The following is an 18,157-nucleotide window of genomic DNA, read 5'->3' as shown; positions in this document are numbered from 1 at the left end:
ACAGTTTCTACATCGACGCGTCCAAATCGCTGAGAGCCTCTAAAAGTGCGCGACTCAGCGCCGGGTCGATCAAGCGACCTGCCTCGGTATCAAATTTCTCAGCGAACGGGCCGACAGAAAAGCTGCCTTTTATATCTGCACCAAAGAAGCCGGCCGACTCTTTTGCCGCAGCCATTACGCTCGCGCCACCGCCGCCACCAGCGGATGCAGACATTATGACCGCGGGTTTGTCTTGAAAAACTTTCTTGTCGATCCGGGACATCCAGTCGAACAGGTTTTTCCAAACCGCCGTGTAGTGGCCGTTGTGTTCAGCGTATGAAATCAGAAGAGCATCTGCCGCCCCGATCTTTGTGTGAAACTGTTTTGCCAACTCTGGGACGCCGCCCTCGACCTCTCGGTCGGCACTATAGATCGGTATCCCGAAGTCATTGAGGTCGAGGATTTCGACCTCCGCATGGGGGGCTACATCGCTTTGGAGTACTTCTGTGGCATGGATCACAAGGCGTTTGTTGATTGAGGACCGGCTGTTGGAAGCCGCGAATGCTAGAATCTTCATTTTAAGGTCCGTTCGTTTGGAAATTCTTGTCCCCAACCTGCACCTTCACAAAAATTCACACAACGCCGACCCGCGCGCAGCTTCTGTGCGCCAACGCAAAAGCCCGGCCTATTGGCCGGGCTTTGCTTGACTTTACAACTAAGTCTTTACGCTACCGCACGACATAGACCGAGCAATTGGCGTGCCTGACAATGCGTGCCGCATTTGGCCCAAGCAAGTATTCAGCAAAATCCACCTTACTCGCACCAACGACGATGAGAGACGGCTTTGCCTTTTTCGCGAGCTTTAGAACTTCCTCATAGGCCCGCCCCGTGGCCACGACATGACGGACCTTCGCATTTTGATCCGGATCGAGAGCCTCGCTGACCAACTCATTAAGTTGCCGCTTGGCCTCGGCCACCATTTTGTCATGGTGATCCTTGTTGAAGAAGCTGCCGACCGTACTCATCCCGAAATCCGGAACAACCGCAATCACGTCAAGTTGCGCCCCGTCAAGCGCCGCCATTCGAGCAGCCGTCTGGATCGTCTTGAGGTCGTCTTGACCGTTGCTGATATCCACCGCGCATAATACAGGATTTGTCATGCTGGAACTCCTTCACGAGAGATGCGGGCGCGCTGCATAAGCGCCACCAAAGCCAAAAGGATCAAGGCAGGTATGAAAACCCACTCCTTCGCCATTTGGTCAGACGGCGCCTGAACTGTCGCGATTTGAACGGGGGTATCCGCGTAGAAATCAAAACTGCTCATCGTGTCCGAGAACGGAGTACCAAATAGCGGCTCCTCCATTTTTACCACGCCGTCCTCCTCTAACAGCATCACGCCGAACTCGTTCAGCCGCTCGTCTCCGGTACCATCACCTTTGATCGGCATGACGAGGGTTGTCTCCTTTGCCTCACCAGTATCAAAGTCTGGCCCAGAAACTACGATACGCAACTCTTGCCCGTCTTTGGCATTACCCACCGCCGTTGCAAAACCTGACGGTTCGACAATCTGGAATGGCGGCTGGATGCGGTCCATCACAAAGTCCGGACGGAAAAGCGCGAATGCGATGGCGACCAAAACGACACTTTCATAAATGCGGCTTTTGGTCAGGAACCAGCCCATGGTGCCCGCCGTGAACACGAGGATCGCAATCGAGGCAGTTATGAACACAAGTATCCCCTGCATCCAAGTCACATCAATCAACAACAGGTCGGTGTTGAAAATGAACACGAACGGCAATGCCACCGTGCGCAAGCTGTAGAAAAACGCCACGAAGCCTGTCTTGATCGCGTCCCCACCCGAAACAGCGGCTGCGGCAAAACTCGCCAAGCCAACGGGCGGTGTCACATCGGCCATAATGCCGAAGTAGAACACGAACAGGTGCACGGCGATCAATGGCACAATCAGGCCCGACTGCGCGCCCAACTCCACCACAACGCCCGCCATGAGCGAGGACACCACGATGTAGTTGGCCGTGGTCGGAAGACCCATGCCAAGGATCAACGACAAAAGCCCGACCATCACCAGCATCAAGATCAGATTACCACCGGACAGGAACTCGACCAGATCAGCCATCACCTGCCCTACGCCCGTTAGGGTCACGGTGCCGACGATCACACCAGCCGTCGCCGTCGCAAGACCGATACCAATCATGTTACGTGCGCCGTCGATCAACCCTTGGATCAGGTCGGCTACGCCCGCCTTGATGGCATTGGCAGTGTCGCTTTCGCCTCGGAAGATTGCCTTCAGTGGACGCTGTGTCAGCAAGATCACGAACAGCAGCATGGTCGCCCAGAAGGCCGACAGGCCAGGGGATTTTTGCTCGATCATCAAGAAGTAGACCAACACGATAATCGGCAGAAGGTAGTAGAGGCCCGACTTGTAAATTTCACCAACGACGGGCAGTTCCACTTCTTCGGCGTTGGGGTCGTCCGGCTCCAAATCGGGAACGCTGGCCGCAAGCCACAACAGGCCTGCGTAGGCTGCAAAGATCAGCAAAGACATGACTGTTGCAGACGCATTCGGCACCGCCGAGACGATCCAGCCAACTGGGTACTGCACGCCATAGCAAAGACCCGCGAACCCGAAGAAGAACAGCGCCATGCCCCCAATGGTTTTTCCCATCGAGACCACGCGATTGCCAAGAACCGGCATGTTGCTTTTCACCGCTTCAAGGTGAACGATGTAGACCAGCGCGATGTAGGAAATCGTCGCGGGCAGGAAGGCATGCGTGATCACTTCCACGTAGGAAATGCCCACATATTCCACCATCAAGAAGGCCGCAGCCCCCATGACCGGCGGCATGATCTGCCCATTGACGGAACTTGCCACTTCAACGGCACCAGCCTTCTCGGACGAGAAGCCAACACGTTTCATCAGCGGAATGGTGAATGTGCCTGTGGTCACGACGTTGGCGATGGAAGAGCCAGAGATCAGGCCAGTCGCGGCGGAGCCGACAACAGCGGCCTTTGCAGGCCCGCCTTTCAGGTGGCCCAACGCGCCGAACGCCATTTTGATGAAATAGTTGCCAGCACCTGCCTTATCCAGCAGCGCACCGAACAGCACGAAGAGGAAAACGAACTTGGTGGACACGCCCAATGCGATGCCAAACACACCTTCCGAGGTGATCCACATATGACTCATCGCTTTCTTCAACGACGCGCCTTTCCAGCGGATGACGTCCGGTACCAAATCGGAGGAGCCAAAGAACACGTAAGCCAAGAAAATCGTGGCGATGATCGCCATCGCAGGACCAAGCGCGCGGCGGGCGCCCTCGAACAGGATCAGCAAACCGGCAAGCGCGAACCACTTGTCCATGTCATCTGCCAGACCACCTGCGTCGACGATCTTCTGGTAGAAGAAAAACCCGTACATCGCGATGAACGCGCCGACCAAGCCAAGCACCCAATCTGCGATCGGAATGTAGTGGCGCGGGCTGGATTTAAAGGCGGGATATGCCATGAAAGCAAGGAACACGGCAAAGGCCAGATGAACCTGTCGGGAGTTGTTGATGATGTCACCCGGCAAAATATAGTTTGCCAAAGGTGAGGCCAGCAGAACCTGAAATAGGGACCATACCACGGCAACAACCGCGAGCAGCGTACCAACGCCCCCCGCCGGATCGCGCGCGCCAGCGTCGGATGAGGCTACGAGGTCCTGTAGCTCCTCCTCGCTCAAGGCGCGGTTTTCTGATTGATTATCTGTCATAAATCCCCCGGTCGGAAAGCCTGAATTTTATCAGTGTTTTTTTGTCTGGTGAGGTGGTGTGGGAGGGGCGTTTCCGCCCACTCCCGAAAGCGATGACCTTACTCGATCAGGCCTTTTTCTTTGTAGTATTTCGCGGCACCAGGGTGCAGCGGAGCCGACAAACCAGCGGTCGCCATCTCTTTAGGGTCGAGATTTGCGAAAGCAGGGTGCAGCTTTTTGAAGTCTTCGAAGTTTTCGAACACTGCGCTGACAACGGCATAGACCGCATCGTCAGATACGGCAGTCGAGGTCACGAAAGTTGCCCCCACGCCGAACGTGCCAACGTCGCTGTCGTTGCCGCGATACATTCCACCGGGAACGGTAGCCGTCCGGTAGAACGAGTTCTCGCTAATCAATTTGTCGACGGCTTCGCCATCCACAGTCACAAGCACGGAGTCACAGGCTGTGGTTGCCTCTTGGATCGTGCCAGATGGGTGCCCAACGGTGAATACCATTGCGTCGATCTGATTGTCACACAGCGCCGCGGATTGTTCGGCAGGCTTCAGCTCGGACGCCAGAGTGAAGTCATCCGTGGTCCAGCCTTTGGATGCCATCAGAACTTCCATCGTGCCACGTGCACCAGATCCCGGGTTGCCAATGTTGACGCGCTTGCCCTTCAGGTCATCGAAGTTGGTGACGCCAGCGTCAGCGCGGGCTACAACAGTGAATGGCTCCGGGTGCACGGAGAACACCGCGCGCAGACCTTCAAACGCCCCAACGTCTTCGAATTTAGAAGTACCGTTATAGGCGTGGTACTGCCAGTCAGATTGAGCCACACCAAATTCCAATTCGCCTTCGCGAATGGTGTTGATGTTGTAGACCGAACCGCCAGTGGATTCGACCGAGCACCGAATGCCGTGCTCTTTACGGCCTTTGTTCACCAGACGGCAAATCGCGCCACCGGTCGGATAGTAAACGCCAGTTACGCCACCGGTACCGATGGTGATAAACTCTTCGGCGAAGGCAGCCGGTGCCATCATGGCCCCAACAGCGAAGCCTGCGACGGACAGTTTCAGGTTAATTGACATCAATAGTCTCCTCTTTTTGATGTTTCGTCTCGGGTCGGGTGCTTTGAGGGCCCCATACCTCGGTTTGTGTTCAGTTTCGGCCTTCGGCTTCCACGTTTCTAGCGTGCGTAGGCATCCCCCACGGCTGGCCAACATCCCGATCATGGTCTGTACGAAGACGAGAGTCGACGAATAAGATGAAAAGAAATTTCAGCTTGGCAGTCGCACGATGAAGCTTGCCATCGCGAAAATCAAGGCTGTGCACAGATGGGTTCTGAGGGTATCGGACAAAACCGCGAAAAGCTCAGCGGTCTCAAATACCAATTTTTAAAGGGCCAATTCGACAAAATGATCACCACATTTGATCCTAATACTATTCAACCGGCTGCTCTCATGTATCATTGTCGGCAACCAACCATTCAGGATAGAAACGTGTCACATATTTTTCCGCGCCATACCAAATCCAACCTTCCCGTTGTTGCGCGTGGAGAGGGTGTTTACCTCTACGATCAAAGCGGTAAGGCATATTTTGATGGCTCAGGCGGCGCTGCGGTATCTTGTTTGGGACATGGTGACACGGACGTGACTGAGGCCATAAAAACACAGCTCGATTCGATTGCTTTCGCGCATACAAGCTTCTTCACCTCCGATCCCGCCGAGCAATTAGCCGACAAGCTGATCACACATGCACCGAAGGGAATAGACCGCGTTTACCTTGTCTCGGGTGGGTCCGAGGCAATGGAAGCCGCGTTGAAGCTAGCGCGGCAGTACTTCGTTGAAATTGATCAGCCCCAGCGTCGGCACATCATTGCACGCAAACAAAGCTATCACGGCAATACACTTGGCGCGCTTGCGACCGGAGGCAACGAGTGGCGACGCGCGCCGTTTGCTCCGATGCTGGTAGAAACGACGCATATTTCGCCCTGTTTCGAGTATCGCGGGAAACGCGCTGAGGAGACGACCTTGGACTACGGGCTTCGTATCGCGAACGAGTTGGAGACCGAAATTCAACGGCTTGGCGAAGACAGTGTAATCGCCTTCGTTGCCGAACCGGTGGTGGGTGCCACAGCGGGTGCAGTCCCTGCGGTGCAAGGCTACCTCAAGCGCATCCGCGAGATTTGCGACCAATACGGCGTTCTGTTGATCCTGGATGAAGTGATGTGCGGGATGGGCAGAACAGGAACGCTGTTCGCAAGCGAACAAGACGACGTCGTCCCGGACATTGTCGCAATCGCCAAAGGCCTTGGCGCTGGATATCAACCGATTGGGGCGATGCTCTGCTCCGCGGCGATCTACAAGGCCATCGAAAATGGCAGCGGATTTTTCCAACACGGGCACACCTATATCGGCCATCCGGTCGCAAGCGCAGCAGCCTTGGCCGTTCTGACGAAGTTAACAGATGGTGGACTCGTCGAGCGATGTGCGATGATGGGTGATAAACTAAACGACGCCCTGCAACACGCCTTCGGGCAGCACCCAAACATTGGCGACATACGTGGGCGCGGGTTGTTCAGAGCGTTGGAGTTCGTCGAAGACCGCAGCACCAAGACTCCGTTCGCACCGGATCGAGCGGTTCACAAATCGTTAAAGAAGGAATGCTTCGAGGCGGGTCTGATTTGCTATCCCATGGGGGGGACGATCGACGGCAGAAGTGGCGACCACATCCTGCTCGCCCCGCCATTCATCATGGAAGACGCTCACATCGACGAGATCGTCAGCAAGTTACAGATAGCAATAAACCGCGTTCTGTGACGGCAGGTTCCGGGCTTCTGAACGAAACTGGACCCTGAAATTACACGAAATCAATGTGCTTGTTGAACGGCATCTCCCGAATACGTTGCCCCGTCGCGGCAAAAATCGCGTTCGCCAAAGCTGGTGCCGCAGGCGGTATCGGCGGCTCCCCTATCCCTTTGACAGCACTTCCGTTCTCCAGCCCTTTCACAAAGATTTCAGGGCATTGATTCAGGCGCATCCCCTCATGGGTGTAAAAATTCGACTGCTCCGCCATGCCGTCCGAATAGGTAATCTCGCTGTTCATCGCGTGGCCGAGGCCCCAGATCACGCCCCCCTTCATCAGGTTGTCAAAGTTGATCGGATCTACGATGCGGCCGACATCAGCGGCGACCCAGACCTTGTCAATCTTGATCCCGCTGTCGGTGTTCGTTACCTCAACGACCTCCGCGACTGGCACGCCAAAGGACAACACAAACGCGACACCGCGCCCGCGATTGGGGCCGAGGGCGCTGCCCCAGTTGGACATCTCCCCCACGGCTTCCAGAACTTTCCGCGACACGTCGTGGTTCATTAGGCGAAGCCGTTCTTCAAGCGGGTCGGCGCCCGCAGCGTGGATCAACTCGTCCAGCGCGCAGTCCGAGAAGAACCCGCCACTCGAAGCCCCAACCGAACGCCAAGACGAGGTCGGAGCGAGTTCCGGCACGGCATAAGCCCGCACCCTGAAGTTCGGTATCGAATAGGGTTGTTCCCATGCGCCTGCAACGATCTGACTGTCAGGACCGGGCAATGATTGCCCAAGCCGTCCCATCTGGGAACGTGACGATGACACTGTCGCAATCTGCAAATCATGTGCGATCACCTTGCCGTCCTTCACGGCCCCCTTGGAGCGGCTCATGCCGATCTGGCGGGTGAAATCCTGCGCAAAATCTTCTTCGCGGCTGAAGGTGATCTTGATCGGCGTTCCGCGCATCTGATTGGCAGCTTCCACCGTCGCGGTGATGTTTTCAAACTCCAAACGATGCCCGAAGCTGCCGCCACCATATTGATTGTGAAAATAGATCTGCGCAGCGTTGTGACCTGTAATCGCCGCGATCTTGTCGACAGCAAAGCGCGGCATCTGGTGCGTTGCCCAAACATCTACACGATCATCGGTGACCTTTGCGACTGCGCTGATCGGCTCCATGGGCTGGTGCGCGACATAGGGCGCGCGGTATTCCATCTCAAGCGTTTTCGCACCGTCTAACGCGACATCGACATCCCCATCGTTGCGCCACTCGGAGTCGAGTCGGTCGTCAACAAATGACGACGCAACCACGTTCCAATGTGCATCCTGTTCCGCTGGATACGCCGCAGGTGCCCAGTCGTAGTCGATTGCGTCTGCGGCTTGAAAGGCCGTCCATGTATTGTCAGCCAACACCACAACGCCATTCGTGATCGGCAGTACTTTGCGAACACCTTTCATAGCTTCAGCAGCAGTTGCATCATACCCGTTCAGCGGAGCGCCTTTGCGCGGATTCATCCGCACTGTGCCGTTGAGCATCCCGTCGAGATAAAAGTCGATGCCGTAGCCCATTGTGCCAGTCGACTTGGCAACAACGTCCAATCGCTTCATGTCCTGGCCAACCATGCGCCACGTGCTTGGATCGCGCAAAGGTACATCCGTGACTGGCTCAAGTTTTGCTGCATCCGCTGCGAGGGCTGTGTATTTCAGCTCGCTTCCGTCGGGCAGCTGGACCGCGCCGTTGCTCGTGTTCAGCTCCGAGACCGGAACGCCTGACCTTTGCGAAGCGGCCAGTTTCAGCGTCTCACGTGCGGACGCGCCCGCCGCGCGCAGCTTGTCGTAGCTATCAGGTGTTGAACTGGAGCCACCAGTGACCTGCGCGCCAAGCACCTTGATGGCAGCGCCCATGACCGAACGCATCGTTTCGGCTGCGAAACTCTTGTCAGTCGGCATGAACGGTACGGCTTCACTCGCCATTGCCGTGTTATAGTAAGCCGCGCTTGGCTGGCCAAAACTGGTTTGGAATTGACCGAATTCGATATCCAGCTCCTCTGCGATGAGGGCCGCCTGCATTGACGCCACCCCCTGCCCTGTATCTGCGTGCGGCACGATCAGGGTAATAGCTTCGCTGCTGACCAAAACCCACGGGTTGAACGTCGCTTCACCATCCGCAACCTGATCAGCCAACGGATTATCGTGCGGCCTGCGCACCACATAGGTGCCAAAGGCGACGCCCCCCGCCAGTGCGGCAGAGCCTACCAGAAATGATCGGCGTGCGATTGTACGTGCTTTCCCCATGACTCTATAATTCCAATTTCGCGGCGGCGCTTTTGACCGCGGCGCGGATGCGTGGGTAGGTGCCGCATCGGCACAAATTGCCGGACATGGCGTCATCAATGTCTTCATCGCTTGGCGCCGGATTTTCTGACAGCAAAGAAGCCGCTTGCATCATCTGGCCGGATTGGCAGTAGCCGCATTGTGCCACCTGATGCTCGATCCAGGCTTCTTGAATAAAGTGCAGCGCGTCGGGTGTGCCCAACCCTTCAATGGTGGTGACGTCACCTTCCAAATCACCGATAGCTAATTGACAGGACCGCACCGCCTCGCCGTCGACATGCACAGTGCAGGCTCCGCATTGTGCGATGCCGCAGCCGTATTTGACGCCCGTTATTTGCAATTCGTCACGCAGCACCCAAAGCAAAGGCATTTCTGCAGGCGCGTCTACATCGTGGGATCGTCCGTTGACGGTGATTTTCATGCGGCTCTCCATGCGTTGCTTTGGCCTACAAATTGAGACCAAGCCGTGCTTTGTCAAGCTAACGCAGGGTTAACTCAGCGCGCCAACCAGCCGCCATCGACGTTAAGCACCGCACCGTGGATATAGTCCGCTGCGGGTGAAGCCAGAAACACGGCCGCTCCGCCGATATCTGACGCTTGGCCCCATGATCCCGCAGGTATGCGGTCCAGAATGGCTTTGTTGCGCTCCGGATCGGCGCGCAGCGCGTCGGTATTGTTGGTTGCGATATACCCCGGCGCCAACGCATTGACGTTAATACCCTTGGCCGCCCATTCGTTCGCCAGCAGCTTGGTTAACCCGGCAACGCCATGCTTCGATGCGGTGTAGGACGGCACTCTAATCCCGCCTTGAAACGACAATAGCGAGGCGATGTTGACGATACGACCGCGACCTTGTCGCGCCAAAACGGCACGGGCAAACGCCTGACATGTGAAGAACACGGCCTTCAGGTTCACATCCATCACGTCGTCCCAATCGGTCTCGGTAAAATCGGTGCTATCCTCACGACGAATAATGCCTGCGTTGTTCACGACGATATCAATGTGCTGGTCCGTGAACACATCTCGCGCGGCCATTGGGTCTGAGAAATCAAGTTCGAGCGCGGTCCCGTTCGCAACCTTTGCCAATGTCTCTTCCATGGAGGAACGACCGGCGCAGACGACTTCCGCCCCTGCATTGCAGAGAGAGACCGCTATTGCTTGCCCGATTCCAGTGTTGGCTCCGGTGACCAGCGCGCGCTGGCCATCCAGCCTGAACGGGTCGTTCATCGCAGATCTCCCATCGGCACCATATCCATGTCGGTGAAATCGATATTGTCACCCGCCATCGCCCAACAGAACGTATAGGCTGCGGAACCGACACCGCTGTGGATCGACCAAGGCGGGGAGATCACGGCTTCTTCATTCGCCATAACGATGTGGCGCGTCTGCGATGGCTCTCCCATCAAATGGATGACGCGCTGGTCCTCGGGCAGGTCAAAATAAAGGTAAGCCTCCATGCGACGATCGTGAACATGCGCGGGCATGGTGTTCCAAATCGAACCAGGTATGAACTGGGTGTAGCCCATCACCAGCTGGCAGGTTTCCACCACGTCCGGATGCAAGAACTGGTAGATTACCCGCTCGTTTGCCTGCTCCTTAGAGCCCAGAGGTACTTTCTTCGCTTGGTCAAGGCGAACGAGCTTCGTTGGGTAAGCTTGATGCGCAGGGGCCGACAGAATGTAGAAGCGTCCAGCGCCCGAAAAAACAACGTCGCCGTTACCCATCCCGATATAAAGAATTTCGCCACGCTCGAGCGTGTGTGCCTCCCCCCCGGTGGTAACCTGACCCGTGTCACCAATATTCAGGACACCCATTTCACGGCGTTCTAGAAAGCTTGCGGTGCCGGTCTCTGGAACTTTGTCAAGCGTCAGCGTCCCACCGCCTGGCACTGCCCCGCCGATGACCAGTCTGTCATAGTGGCTGTAAATCATCTTGATCTCACCTTCGATGAACAACCCCCCAATATGGAAGTGGCTACGAAGCTGCTCAGTATCCAGTGTCTTGGTCGTTGCAGGGTCGATCGCGTAACGTGTTTCAGCGTCTGGCAAGGCTTGATCTCCTCGAAGGATTCTTGTGGCTTCGCTAGAGCCCATCGTGAAAAGGGAACAGAGCGTGAGCGCACCAACTGGTATTCTAATATGTTAGTTTGGCGAGAGCGTCAATTAACGGATGTTTTAAAAGATACCAAACTAGCTAGATTGCCCGCGTCAAACGCAGCGCATCATAAATTGCTGCATGCGTATTGCGCGCAGATACGGCATCACCAATGCGGAACAGCTGGAACTTTCCATTAGAGTTGCGCACGATTGCTTGAGGCTCGCAGGATATAAATGCGTCCTGATCCAACGCCCCGCCATTCGAACTCTGCGGCCTTAGTTCGTGGTAGAGGTCGTCCATCGGCAGTGTTCCGTAGTTGACGACCACCTGATCATAATCAGCTTGATGCGTATGATCGCTGTAGTCCGTGCCAATCGTGGCAGTGAGCTTGTTGCCTGATTTTTCCACCCCCAAAAGGCGGCGCGTCACGGTGAATGTAACGTCCTTGTCCTGCAGAGACCGCATGTAGGGCACGAGGTTCATTGCCATGATATCCGGCGCAAAGATGCGGTCCGGTGTCATGACCTCAACTTTCGATCCGACATTGGCGGCAACCTCGGCAGCTTGCAGACCGGGATGGTCACCGCTTTCGTCATAAATCAGGACATTCTCGGCAGGCTTCACATCGCCGGAAATGATGTCCCATGCCGTGACGACATGGTCCGCCTCTTTGCCGGTCTCGAACAGTTCGGTATTCGGCATGCCACCTGTCGCAACGATTACCACGTCAGGCTCCAAAGCTAACACATCCTCAGCCTCAGCCCATGAATTGAACCGGAAATCCACGTCGCGGGCGGCGCATTGCGCCATGCGCCAGTCGATGATCGAAATCATCTCCTTTCGGCGCGGGCTTTGCGCGGTCAGCCTGACTTGGCCGCCGGGATCGGGCTGCGCCTCGAACACCATGACGTCGTGGCCGCGCTCAGCGGCAACCCGTGCGGCCTCCAGACCAGCGGGGCCGGCACCGACGATCACAACCTTGCGCCGCGTCTTAGCGGGCTCGATCTTATGCGGCATCGTCAGCTCGCGCCCGGTGGAGGGGTTATGGATGCACAGCGCCTCCCCCGCCTGATAGATGCGGTCAAGGCAGTAGGTGGCACCGACGCAGGGGCGAATATCCTCCTCCCGCTCTTCCATGATTTTCTGGACGATATGCGGGTCCGCCATGTGGGCGCGGGTCATGCCGACCATGTCCAGCAGCCCCGACGCGATAGCGTGGCGCGCGGTTGCCACGTCAGGAATCCGCGCAGCGTGGAAGGTGGGCATACCAGTGGCTTTGCGCACTTCGCCCGCGAAATCCAGATGCGGGGCGCTCTTCATACCTTGCACGGGGATCACGTCGGTCATCGCCGGATCGGTTTGTATCCGCCCGCGAATAACGTTCAGGAAATCCAGCTGACAGGATGCCGCCAGCTTCCTGGATATCTCGATCCCTTCCTCCGCCGTGATGCCACCTTTTTGCGCCTCGTCGGCGGTGTAGCGGAAGCCCACGATGAAGTCGTCGCCCACGCGCTTGCGCACGGCGGCCAGCACATCCATCGGAAACCGCATGCGGTTTTCCAGCGTGTCGGCCCCGTATGGCCCAACCAGATCGTTGGTCAGCGGCGACCAGAACTGATCCAGAAGATGGCCGTAAACCTGCAACTCGATCCCGTCCATGCCGCCTGCCTTCATCCGCTCGGCGGCGTCGGCGAAGTCGGTTATGATCCGCTCGATGTCCCAATCCTCGATCAGCTTCGGGAATGCGCGGTGTGCAGGTTCGCGGTGTTTGGAGGACGACACAGACGGCAGCCAATCGCCCTTGTTCCATGTGGTGCGCCGCCCCAGATGTGTCAGTTGGATCATCATCGCACAGCCGTGCTCGTGGCAGCTGTCGGTCAGTTCCCTGATCCAAGGAACGACCTCATCTTTGTAAACCAACACGTTGTTGAACACCGGTGGGCTGTCTTTCGAGACCGCGGCAGACCCCGCCGTCATCGCCATCGCCACGCCAGCCTTAGCGCGTTCCTCGTGATAGGCGCGATACCGTTCCTTCGGCATTCCGTCTTCGGGATAGGCCGGCTCGTGACTGGTCGTCATAATCCGGTTTTTCAGCGTCAAATGCTTGAGCTGATAAGGCTGCAACAGCGGGTCGGTGGACATGGCGTCATCCTTTGCACGAGGTGGCTTGTGCCGACGCTGGCCAAAAACAAACCCGCTGTCAATTTTTGCAATGACAGCGGGTTCAGTGGATTATTCCGCCGCGTCGGCGTAGCTTTCCATGGGTGGACACGTGCAGGTCAAGTTGCGGTCACCCCAGACGTTGTCGACCCGATTCACAGGGGGCCAGTATTTGTCGACACGGAACGCACCTGGAGGGAAGCAACCCGTCTCACGCGAGTATGGACGATCCCAGTCCTTCACCAGATCTTCCATTGTGTGCGGTGCGTTCTTGAGCGCGTTATTCTCCGCATCCATTTCACCGTTTTCAATGGCTGTGATCTCGGCTCGGATGGCAAGCATGGCGTCGCAAAAACGGTCAAGCTCGGCTTTGGTTTCGGACTCCGTCGGCTCGATCATCAACGTGCCGGCCACGGGCCAGCTCATCGTCGGCGCGTGGAAGCCGCAGTCGATCAGGCGTTTGGCAATGTCGTCTACTGTGACATGGGCGCTGTCCGCAAACGGGCGCGTGTCGATGATGCACTCATGCGCCACACGACCAGACGGGCCTTTGTAGAGGACGTCGAATGCGCCTTCCAACCGCTTGGCGATGTAGTTGGCGTTGAGAATTGCCACACGCGTCGCTTGGGTCAGCCCCTCGCCGCCCATCATCAGGCAATAGGCCCACGAGATCGGCAGCAACGACGGCGATCCGAAGGCCGCAGCCGAAACCGCACCGCACTCGCCCGTAGCAGGATCAGATGGGAGGTGCTTGATCAGGTGTTCCTTCACTCCGATCGGCCCCATGCCCGGCCCACCGCCGCCATGCGGGATGCAGAATGTCTTGTGCAGGTTCAGGTGGCTCACGTCGCCGCCCAGATCGCCCGGACGGGACAGCCCGACCATCGCGTTCATGTTGGCACCGTCGATATATACCTGACCGCCATTGTCATGGGTGATCTTGCAGATATCGATCACGGTCTCCTCGAACACGCCATGTGTCGACGGATAGGTGATCATGCATCCGGCGAGGTTCTCAGCGTGCTGAGCTACCTTGGCGCGAAAATCTTCTAGGTCGATATCGCCGTTGGCCGCCGATTTCACCGGCACGACCTTCCAGCCAACCATCTGCGCGGAAGCCGGGTTGGTGCCATGTGCCGACATCGGAATCAGGCAGATATTGCGATGGCCCTGCCCGTTCGCGCGATGATAAGCGGCAATCGTCAACAAGCCCGCCAGTTCACCCTGCGCGCCGGAATTCGGCTGCATTGTCAGACCATCATAGCCGGTAATTTCGCACAATTTCGCAGACAGATCGTCGATCATCTCGCGGTACCCTGCGGCCTGATTTTCAGGCACATACGGGTGCAACAGCGAGAACTCGTCCCACGTCACAGGCATCATTTCAGCGGCCGAGTTCAACTTCATGGTGCAAGACCCCAGCGGGATCATCGCGCGGTCCAGTGCAAGATCACGGTCTGCGAGCCTGCGCATATAGCGCATCATTTCCGTCTCGGCCCGGTTCATGTGGAAGACCGGGTGCGTCAGGTAGTCAGACGTGCGCAGCAGTTCATCAGGAATGCGATACTCGGCGTCCAGATCAACGTCTCGATCAGCAATGCCAAAGGCACGCCAAACGGCGCGGATGGTTGCCGGACGTGTGCGCTCATCCAACGTGATACCGACGCGGGTCTCCCCTACGCGGCGCAAATTGATCCCTTCGTCCACGGCTGATTTCATAACCGCTTCTTGCAAAGGGCCGACCTCAACAGTGATCGTGTCAAAGAAGGAGTCCGGCTCGACCTTGAAGCCTTGCTCTTCCAGCCCGCGGGCGAGCCGCACAGTCTTGCGGTGAATCCGTTGCGCAATCGCTTTGAGCCCTTCAGGCCCGTGGAACACCGCATAAAAGCCGGCCATGACAGCCAACAAAGCTTGTGCGGTACATACGTTAGATGTCGCCTTTTCGCGACGGATATGCTGCTCACGGGTTTGCAGGGACAGGCGATAGGCACGGTTTCCGTGGCTGTCGATGGACACGCCGATGATGCGCCCCGGCATTGCGCGCACATGCACTTGTTTAGTCGCCATGTAAGCCGCATGCGGGCCGCCATAGCCAACAGGCACACCGAAACGCTGCGTGCTGCCGACGGCGATGTCGGCCCCCATCGCACCGGGCTCTTTCAACAAGGTCAGCGCCATTGGGTCGGCGGAGATGATGCCGATAGAAGATTGCTCATGCAGCTTTGCAATCTCGTCCGTAAAATCGCGCAATGTGCCGTGCGTGCCGGGATACTGGAAAATCGCACCGAAAACTGTACTTGGGTCTAGGTCATCAGGGTTGCCGATGATGATCTCGATGCCCAGCGGAGCAGCGCGGGTTTTCATCACCGCGATATTCTGCGGGTGGCAGTTCTCGTCGATAAAGAAGCCTGCCGCTTTCGACTTGGCGACCCGTTGAGCCATTGTCATGGCTTCGGCGCAAGCCGTGGCTTCATCAAGCAAGGAGCCATTGGCAATTTCCAGCCCCGTCAAGTCCGACACCATGGTTTGGAAGTTCAACAACGCCTCCAATCGCCCTTGGCTGATTTCCGGCTGGTAAGGCGTGTAGGCCGTATACCATGCCGGATTCTCCAGAATGTTGCGCTGGATGGCGGGTGGAGTGACCGTGCCGTGGTAGCCCTGCCCGATCAATGACGTGAGCACCTTGTTCTTGCCGGCGACTTCTTTCATGTGGTGCAGCAATTCACGCTCGGATTTGGGTTTACCAAAATCCAAGGGCTGTTTCTGCCGGATTTCGGCGGGAAGCGTGTCGTCAATCAACGCTTCGAGGTCTTTCGCCCCCACGACCTGCAACATCTGCTCCATTTCGGCCGGTGAAGGGCCAATATGGCGGCGGTTTGCGAAGTCGTAAGGCAGGTAGTCGGTGGGGGTGAAAGTCATGATTGCGCTCCGCTTATTCGATCATTGCTTTGTAGGCAGCTTCGTCCATGTAGGCGTCCATCTGAGAGGGATCAGATGGCTTGATTTTGAAGAACCAGCCCTCACCCGTCGCATCGTCGTTAGCCAAGTTGGGTGTATCGGCGAGCGCGTCGTTCACAGCTACAATCTCACCGTCCAGCGGAGCCGAAATGTCGGATGCGGCTTTGACGGATTCGATCACGACAACCTCCTCGTCCTTGCTCACTTCTGCACCGACTTCCGGCAGCTCAACGAAGACGATGTCACCAAGCTGTGTGGTTGCGTGCTCGGTGATGCCGACGACAACAACGTCGCCTTCAGTGCGAAGCCATTCGTGTTCTTCAGTATATTTCATTGAGTCTCTCCGTTGTTTATCGTTTGAAATTGGCCGGTGTGAACGGCATCTTGGTGACGGTTAATGGCATACGTTTACCGCGCAATTCGCCATAGACGGTTGTTCCTGCAGAAGATAATTCTGTAGGGACATACCCCATCGCGACCGGTCCTTCGACCGTCGGGCCGAAGCCACCCGATGTGATGGTACCTATTTGAACGCCCCCTTCGGGTGCGTCAAATAATGGTACACCTTCGCGCATCGGCGCTCGCCCCTCGGGGACAAGACCAACACGCTTGCGCGCCGCTCCGGATGCTAATTCAGCAAGGATGCTCTCTGCTCCGGGGAAGCCACCCTCTCGTTCCCCGCCAGCGCGACGCACCTTCTGAATGGCCCATATCAGACCGGCTTGTACCGGTGTCGTTTCGGTATCGATGTCATGCCCGTAGAGGCACAGGCCCGCTTCCAAGCGCAGTGAGTCTCGTGCGCCCAGTCCGATAGGCTCAACGTCATCATGATCAAGCAGCGCCTGCGCAAGGGCGACCGCATCAGCGTTGGGCACAGAAATTTCATATCCGTCTTCGCCTGTATAGCCAGAGCGCGATACCCAGCATTCTGCTCCGTTGAGCGACAATGTCGCCACGTCCATAAAGTTCATGTCCGCTGCGGCCGGATTAAGCGCGCTCAACACCTTTTCCGCCGCTGGTCCTTGCAGGGCAAGCAGCGCGCGGTCGGAGATTGGGGTAATTTGCGTCGAGGGTTCTAGGTTCGCCTTCATATGAGCGATATCGGCGTCTTTACAGGCGGCATTCACAACCACGAAAATATGATCGCCGCGGTTGGCCAACATCAGGTCATCAGAAATTCCGCCTGTATCGGTCGTAAAAAACCCGTATCTCTGACGGTTCTCTGTCAAACCTGCGATATCTACGGGGATCAAGCTCTCGAGGGCAGAAGCCGCATTGTCGCCGGTCACGATGACCTGCCCCATATGGCTGACATCGAACAGTCCTGCCTTTGCGCGGGTGTGTAGGTGCTCTTTCATAACACCCAACTCGTACTGCACTGGCATGGCATAACCTGCAAAGGGGACCATTTTTGCCCCGAGGCTTACATGCAAATCATGGAGTGGGGTGTGCAGCAGGTCTGACATTTTTCGTCCCTTTGTCCGTAACGGGCCGATGGATCTGGTTGATCAGCATGCGGCACCAAATAACGCGAGGTTGCCCACACGCAAGATGCCCGCTCTGTCCTTCTGCCTGAGATCGCTATCCCTTCGGCGGGTGACCAAACACCTCTCTCCAGATCTTTGCCAGTTGCGTCGGTCCGTTTGGCCTGAGAGTTTCCGGGGCGGTTGCTCCTTCGGCACCAGCTTGGCTGGTTCTCCCGACGTGACTGCACTTGAAGAGAGCTTAACTGCTACCCCCAAGCCTGATCAGATGATCTTCGAAACGGTGTAGAGTCAAGCTAAAGAAGACTCCTATTCAGGTGAATGATTGATGGGAAGATTTCGGTTTATCATCGTTGGCTTGTGTAAAGTTTCAGGCGTCTTGAAGCGAGTAAGAGGATTCCCCATTCGATACTCTCTATTCAGCCCAATGCTGCAAACGGTAGGTGGCCGAAGGGGATAGAACAAGACATGACACCATCCGATTGGCGCACCAGCACAACTTAGCGCGACATTACGCGCTTCGGTTGCATCCACAGAGCTTCCATGGCGATAGCCCTAACGCCGAAAGCCACCCTTGGGTGGCTGTTAACGCATT

The 18,157-nt window shown here is 56.8% G+C and carries 13 protein-coding genes and 1 riboswitch; of the genes, 1 reads left to right on the top strand and 12 read right to left on the bottom strand.

The window, feature by feature from the left end:
• Window positions 1–7: 7 nt before the first annotated feature.
• From BDE40_RS00065 to BDE40_RS00050, 4 genes are all read right to left on the bottom strand, one after another.
• A complete protein-coding gene (locus BDE40_RS00065) occupies window positions 8–556 on the bottom strand; it encodes an NADPH-dependent FMN reductase (protein WP_134011679.1) in 549 nt (182 codons plus the stop codon).
• A 151-nt stretch (window positions 557–707) separates the two neighbouring features.
• A complete protein-coding gene (locus BDE40_RS00060) occupies window positions 708–1,139 on the bottom strand; it encodes a universal stress protein (RefSeq protein WP_134011676.1) in 432 nt (143 codons plus the stop codon).
• Window positions 1,136–3,745, bottom strand: coding sequence for a TRAP transporter permease (locus BDE40_RS00055; protein ID WP_134011673.1), 2,610 nt, complete (start codon window positions 3,743–3,745; stop codon window positions 1,136–1,138). Before BDE40_RS00055 ends, BDE40_RS00060 begins: the two co-directional genes overlap by 4 nt.
• A 98-nt stretch (window positions 3,746–3,843) precedes the next feature.
• A complete protein-coding gene (locus BDE40_RS00050; protein ID WP_134011670.1) occupies window positions 3,844–4,812 on the bottom strand; it encodes a TAXI family TRAP transporter solute-binding subunit in 969 nt (322 codons plus the stop codon).
• A gap of 411 nt (window positions 4,813–5,223) precedes the next feature.
• On the opposite strand from BDE40_RS00050, the gene BDE40_RS00045 reads away from it, so the two are divergent.
• Window positions 5,224–6,543: an aspartate aminotransferase family protein gene (locus tag BDE40_RS00045; RefSeq protein ID WP_134011667.1), complete on the top strand. Its 1,320-nt coding sequence runs from the start codon at window positions 5,224–5,226 to the stop codon at window positions 6,541–6,543.
• A 40-nt stretch (window positions 6,544–6,583) separates the two neighbouring features.
• Here the strand turns inward: BDE40_RS00045 and BDE40_RS00040 are convergent, their stop codons facing one another.
• From BDE40_RS00040 to gcvT, 8 genes are all read right to left on the bottom strand, one after another.
• Entirely contained in the window at window positions 6,584–8,824 is a 2,241-nt protein-coding gene (locus BDE40_RS00040) for a xanthine dehydrogenase family protein molybdopterin-binding subunit (RefSeq protein WP_134011664.1), read from the bottom strand.
• A 4-nt stretch (window positions 8,825–8,828) separates the two neighbouring features.
• On the bottom strand, window positions 8,829–9,284 hold the full coding sequence (locus BDE40_RS00035) for a (2Fe-2S)-binding protein (RefSeq protein WP_134011661.1): 456 nt from the start codon (window positions 9,282–9,284) through the stop codon (window positions 8,829–8,831).
• Between the two features lie 74 nt (window positions 9,285–9,358).
• Window positions 9,359–10,090 carry a 2-dehydro-3-deoxy-D-gluconate 5-dehydrogenase KduD gene (kduD, locus tag BDE40_RS00030; RefSeq protein ID WP_134011658.1) on the bottom strand — a complete coding sequence of 244 codons (732 nt, stop codon included), beginning with the start codon at window positions 10,088–10,090 and terminating at the stop codon, window positions 9,359–9,361.
• A complete protein-coding gene (gene kduI, locus BDE40_RS00025) occupies window positions 10,087–10,956 on the bottom strand; it encodes a 5-dehydro-4-deoxy-D-glucuronate isomerase (RefSeq protein WP_425462382.1) in 870 nt (289 codons plus the stop codon). The genes kduD and kduI overlap by 4 nt, the downstream gene beginning before the upstream one ends.
• A gap of 100 nt (window positions 10,957–11,056) precedes the next feature.
• On the bottom strand, window positions 11,057–13,102 hold the full coding sequence (locus BDE40_RS00020; RefSeq protein ID WP_134011652.1) for an NADH:flavin oxidoreductase: 2,046 nt from the start codon (window positions 13,100–13,102) through the stop codon (window positions 11,057–11,059).
• Window positions 13,103–13,192: 90 nt separating this feature from the next.
• Window positions 13,193–16,039: an aminomethyl-transferring glycine dehydrogenase gene (gene gcvP / locus BDE40_RS00015; RefSeq protein WP_134011649.1), complete on the bottom strand. Its 2,847-nt coding sequence runs from the start codon at window positions 16,037–16,039 to the stop codon at window positions 13,193–13,195.
• 13 nt (window positions 16,040–16,052) lie between these two features.
• Window positions 16,053–16,412: a glycine cleavage system protein GcvH gene (gcvH, locus tag BDE40_RS00010; protein ID WP_134011646.1), complete on the bottom strand. Its 360-nt coding sequence runs from the start codon at window positions 16,410–16,412 to the stop codon at window positions 16,053–16,055.
• A 16-nt stretch (window positions 16,413–16,428) separates the two neighbouring features.
• Complete coding sequence (gcvT, locus tag BDE40_RS00005; protein WP_134011643.1) at window positions 16,429–17,544, bottom strand: glycine cleavage system aminomethyltransferase GcvT; 1,116 nt, start codon at window positions 17,542–17,544, stop codon at window positions 16,429–16,431.
• A 159-nt stretch (window positions 17,545–17,703) separates the two neighbouring features.
• A riboswitch (glycine riboswitch) is annotated at window positions 17,704–17,790 on the bottom strand.
• Window positions 17,791–18,157: the final 367 nt, after the last annotated feature.

The organism is Litoreibacter halocynthiae, from assembly GCF_004365635.1.
GTDB classification, from domain to species: domain Bacteria; phylum Pseudomonadota; class Alphaproteobacteria; order Rhodobacterales; family Rhodobacteraceae; genus Litoreibacter; species Litoreibacter halocynthiae.
The sequence above is the reverse complement of the archived record's forward strand: the minus strand, read 5'-3'. Positions and strand labels throughout refer to the sequence as shown.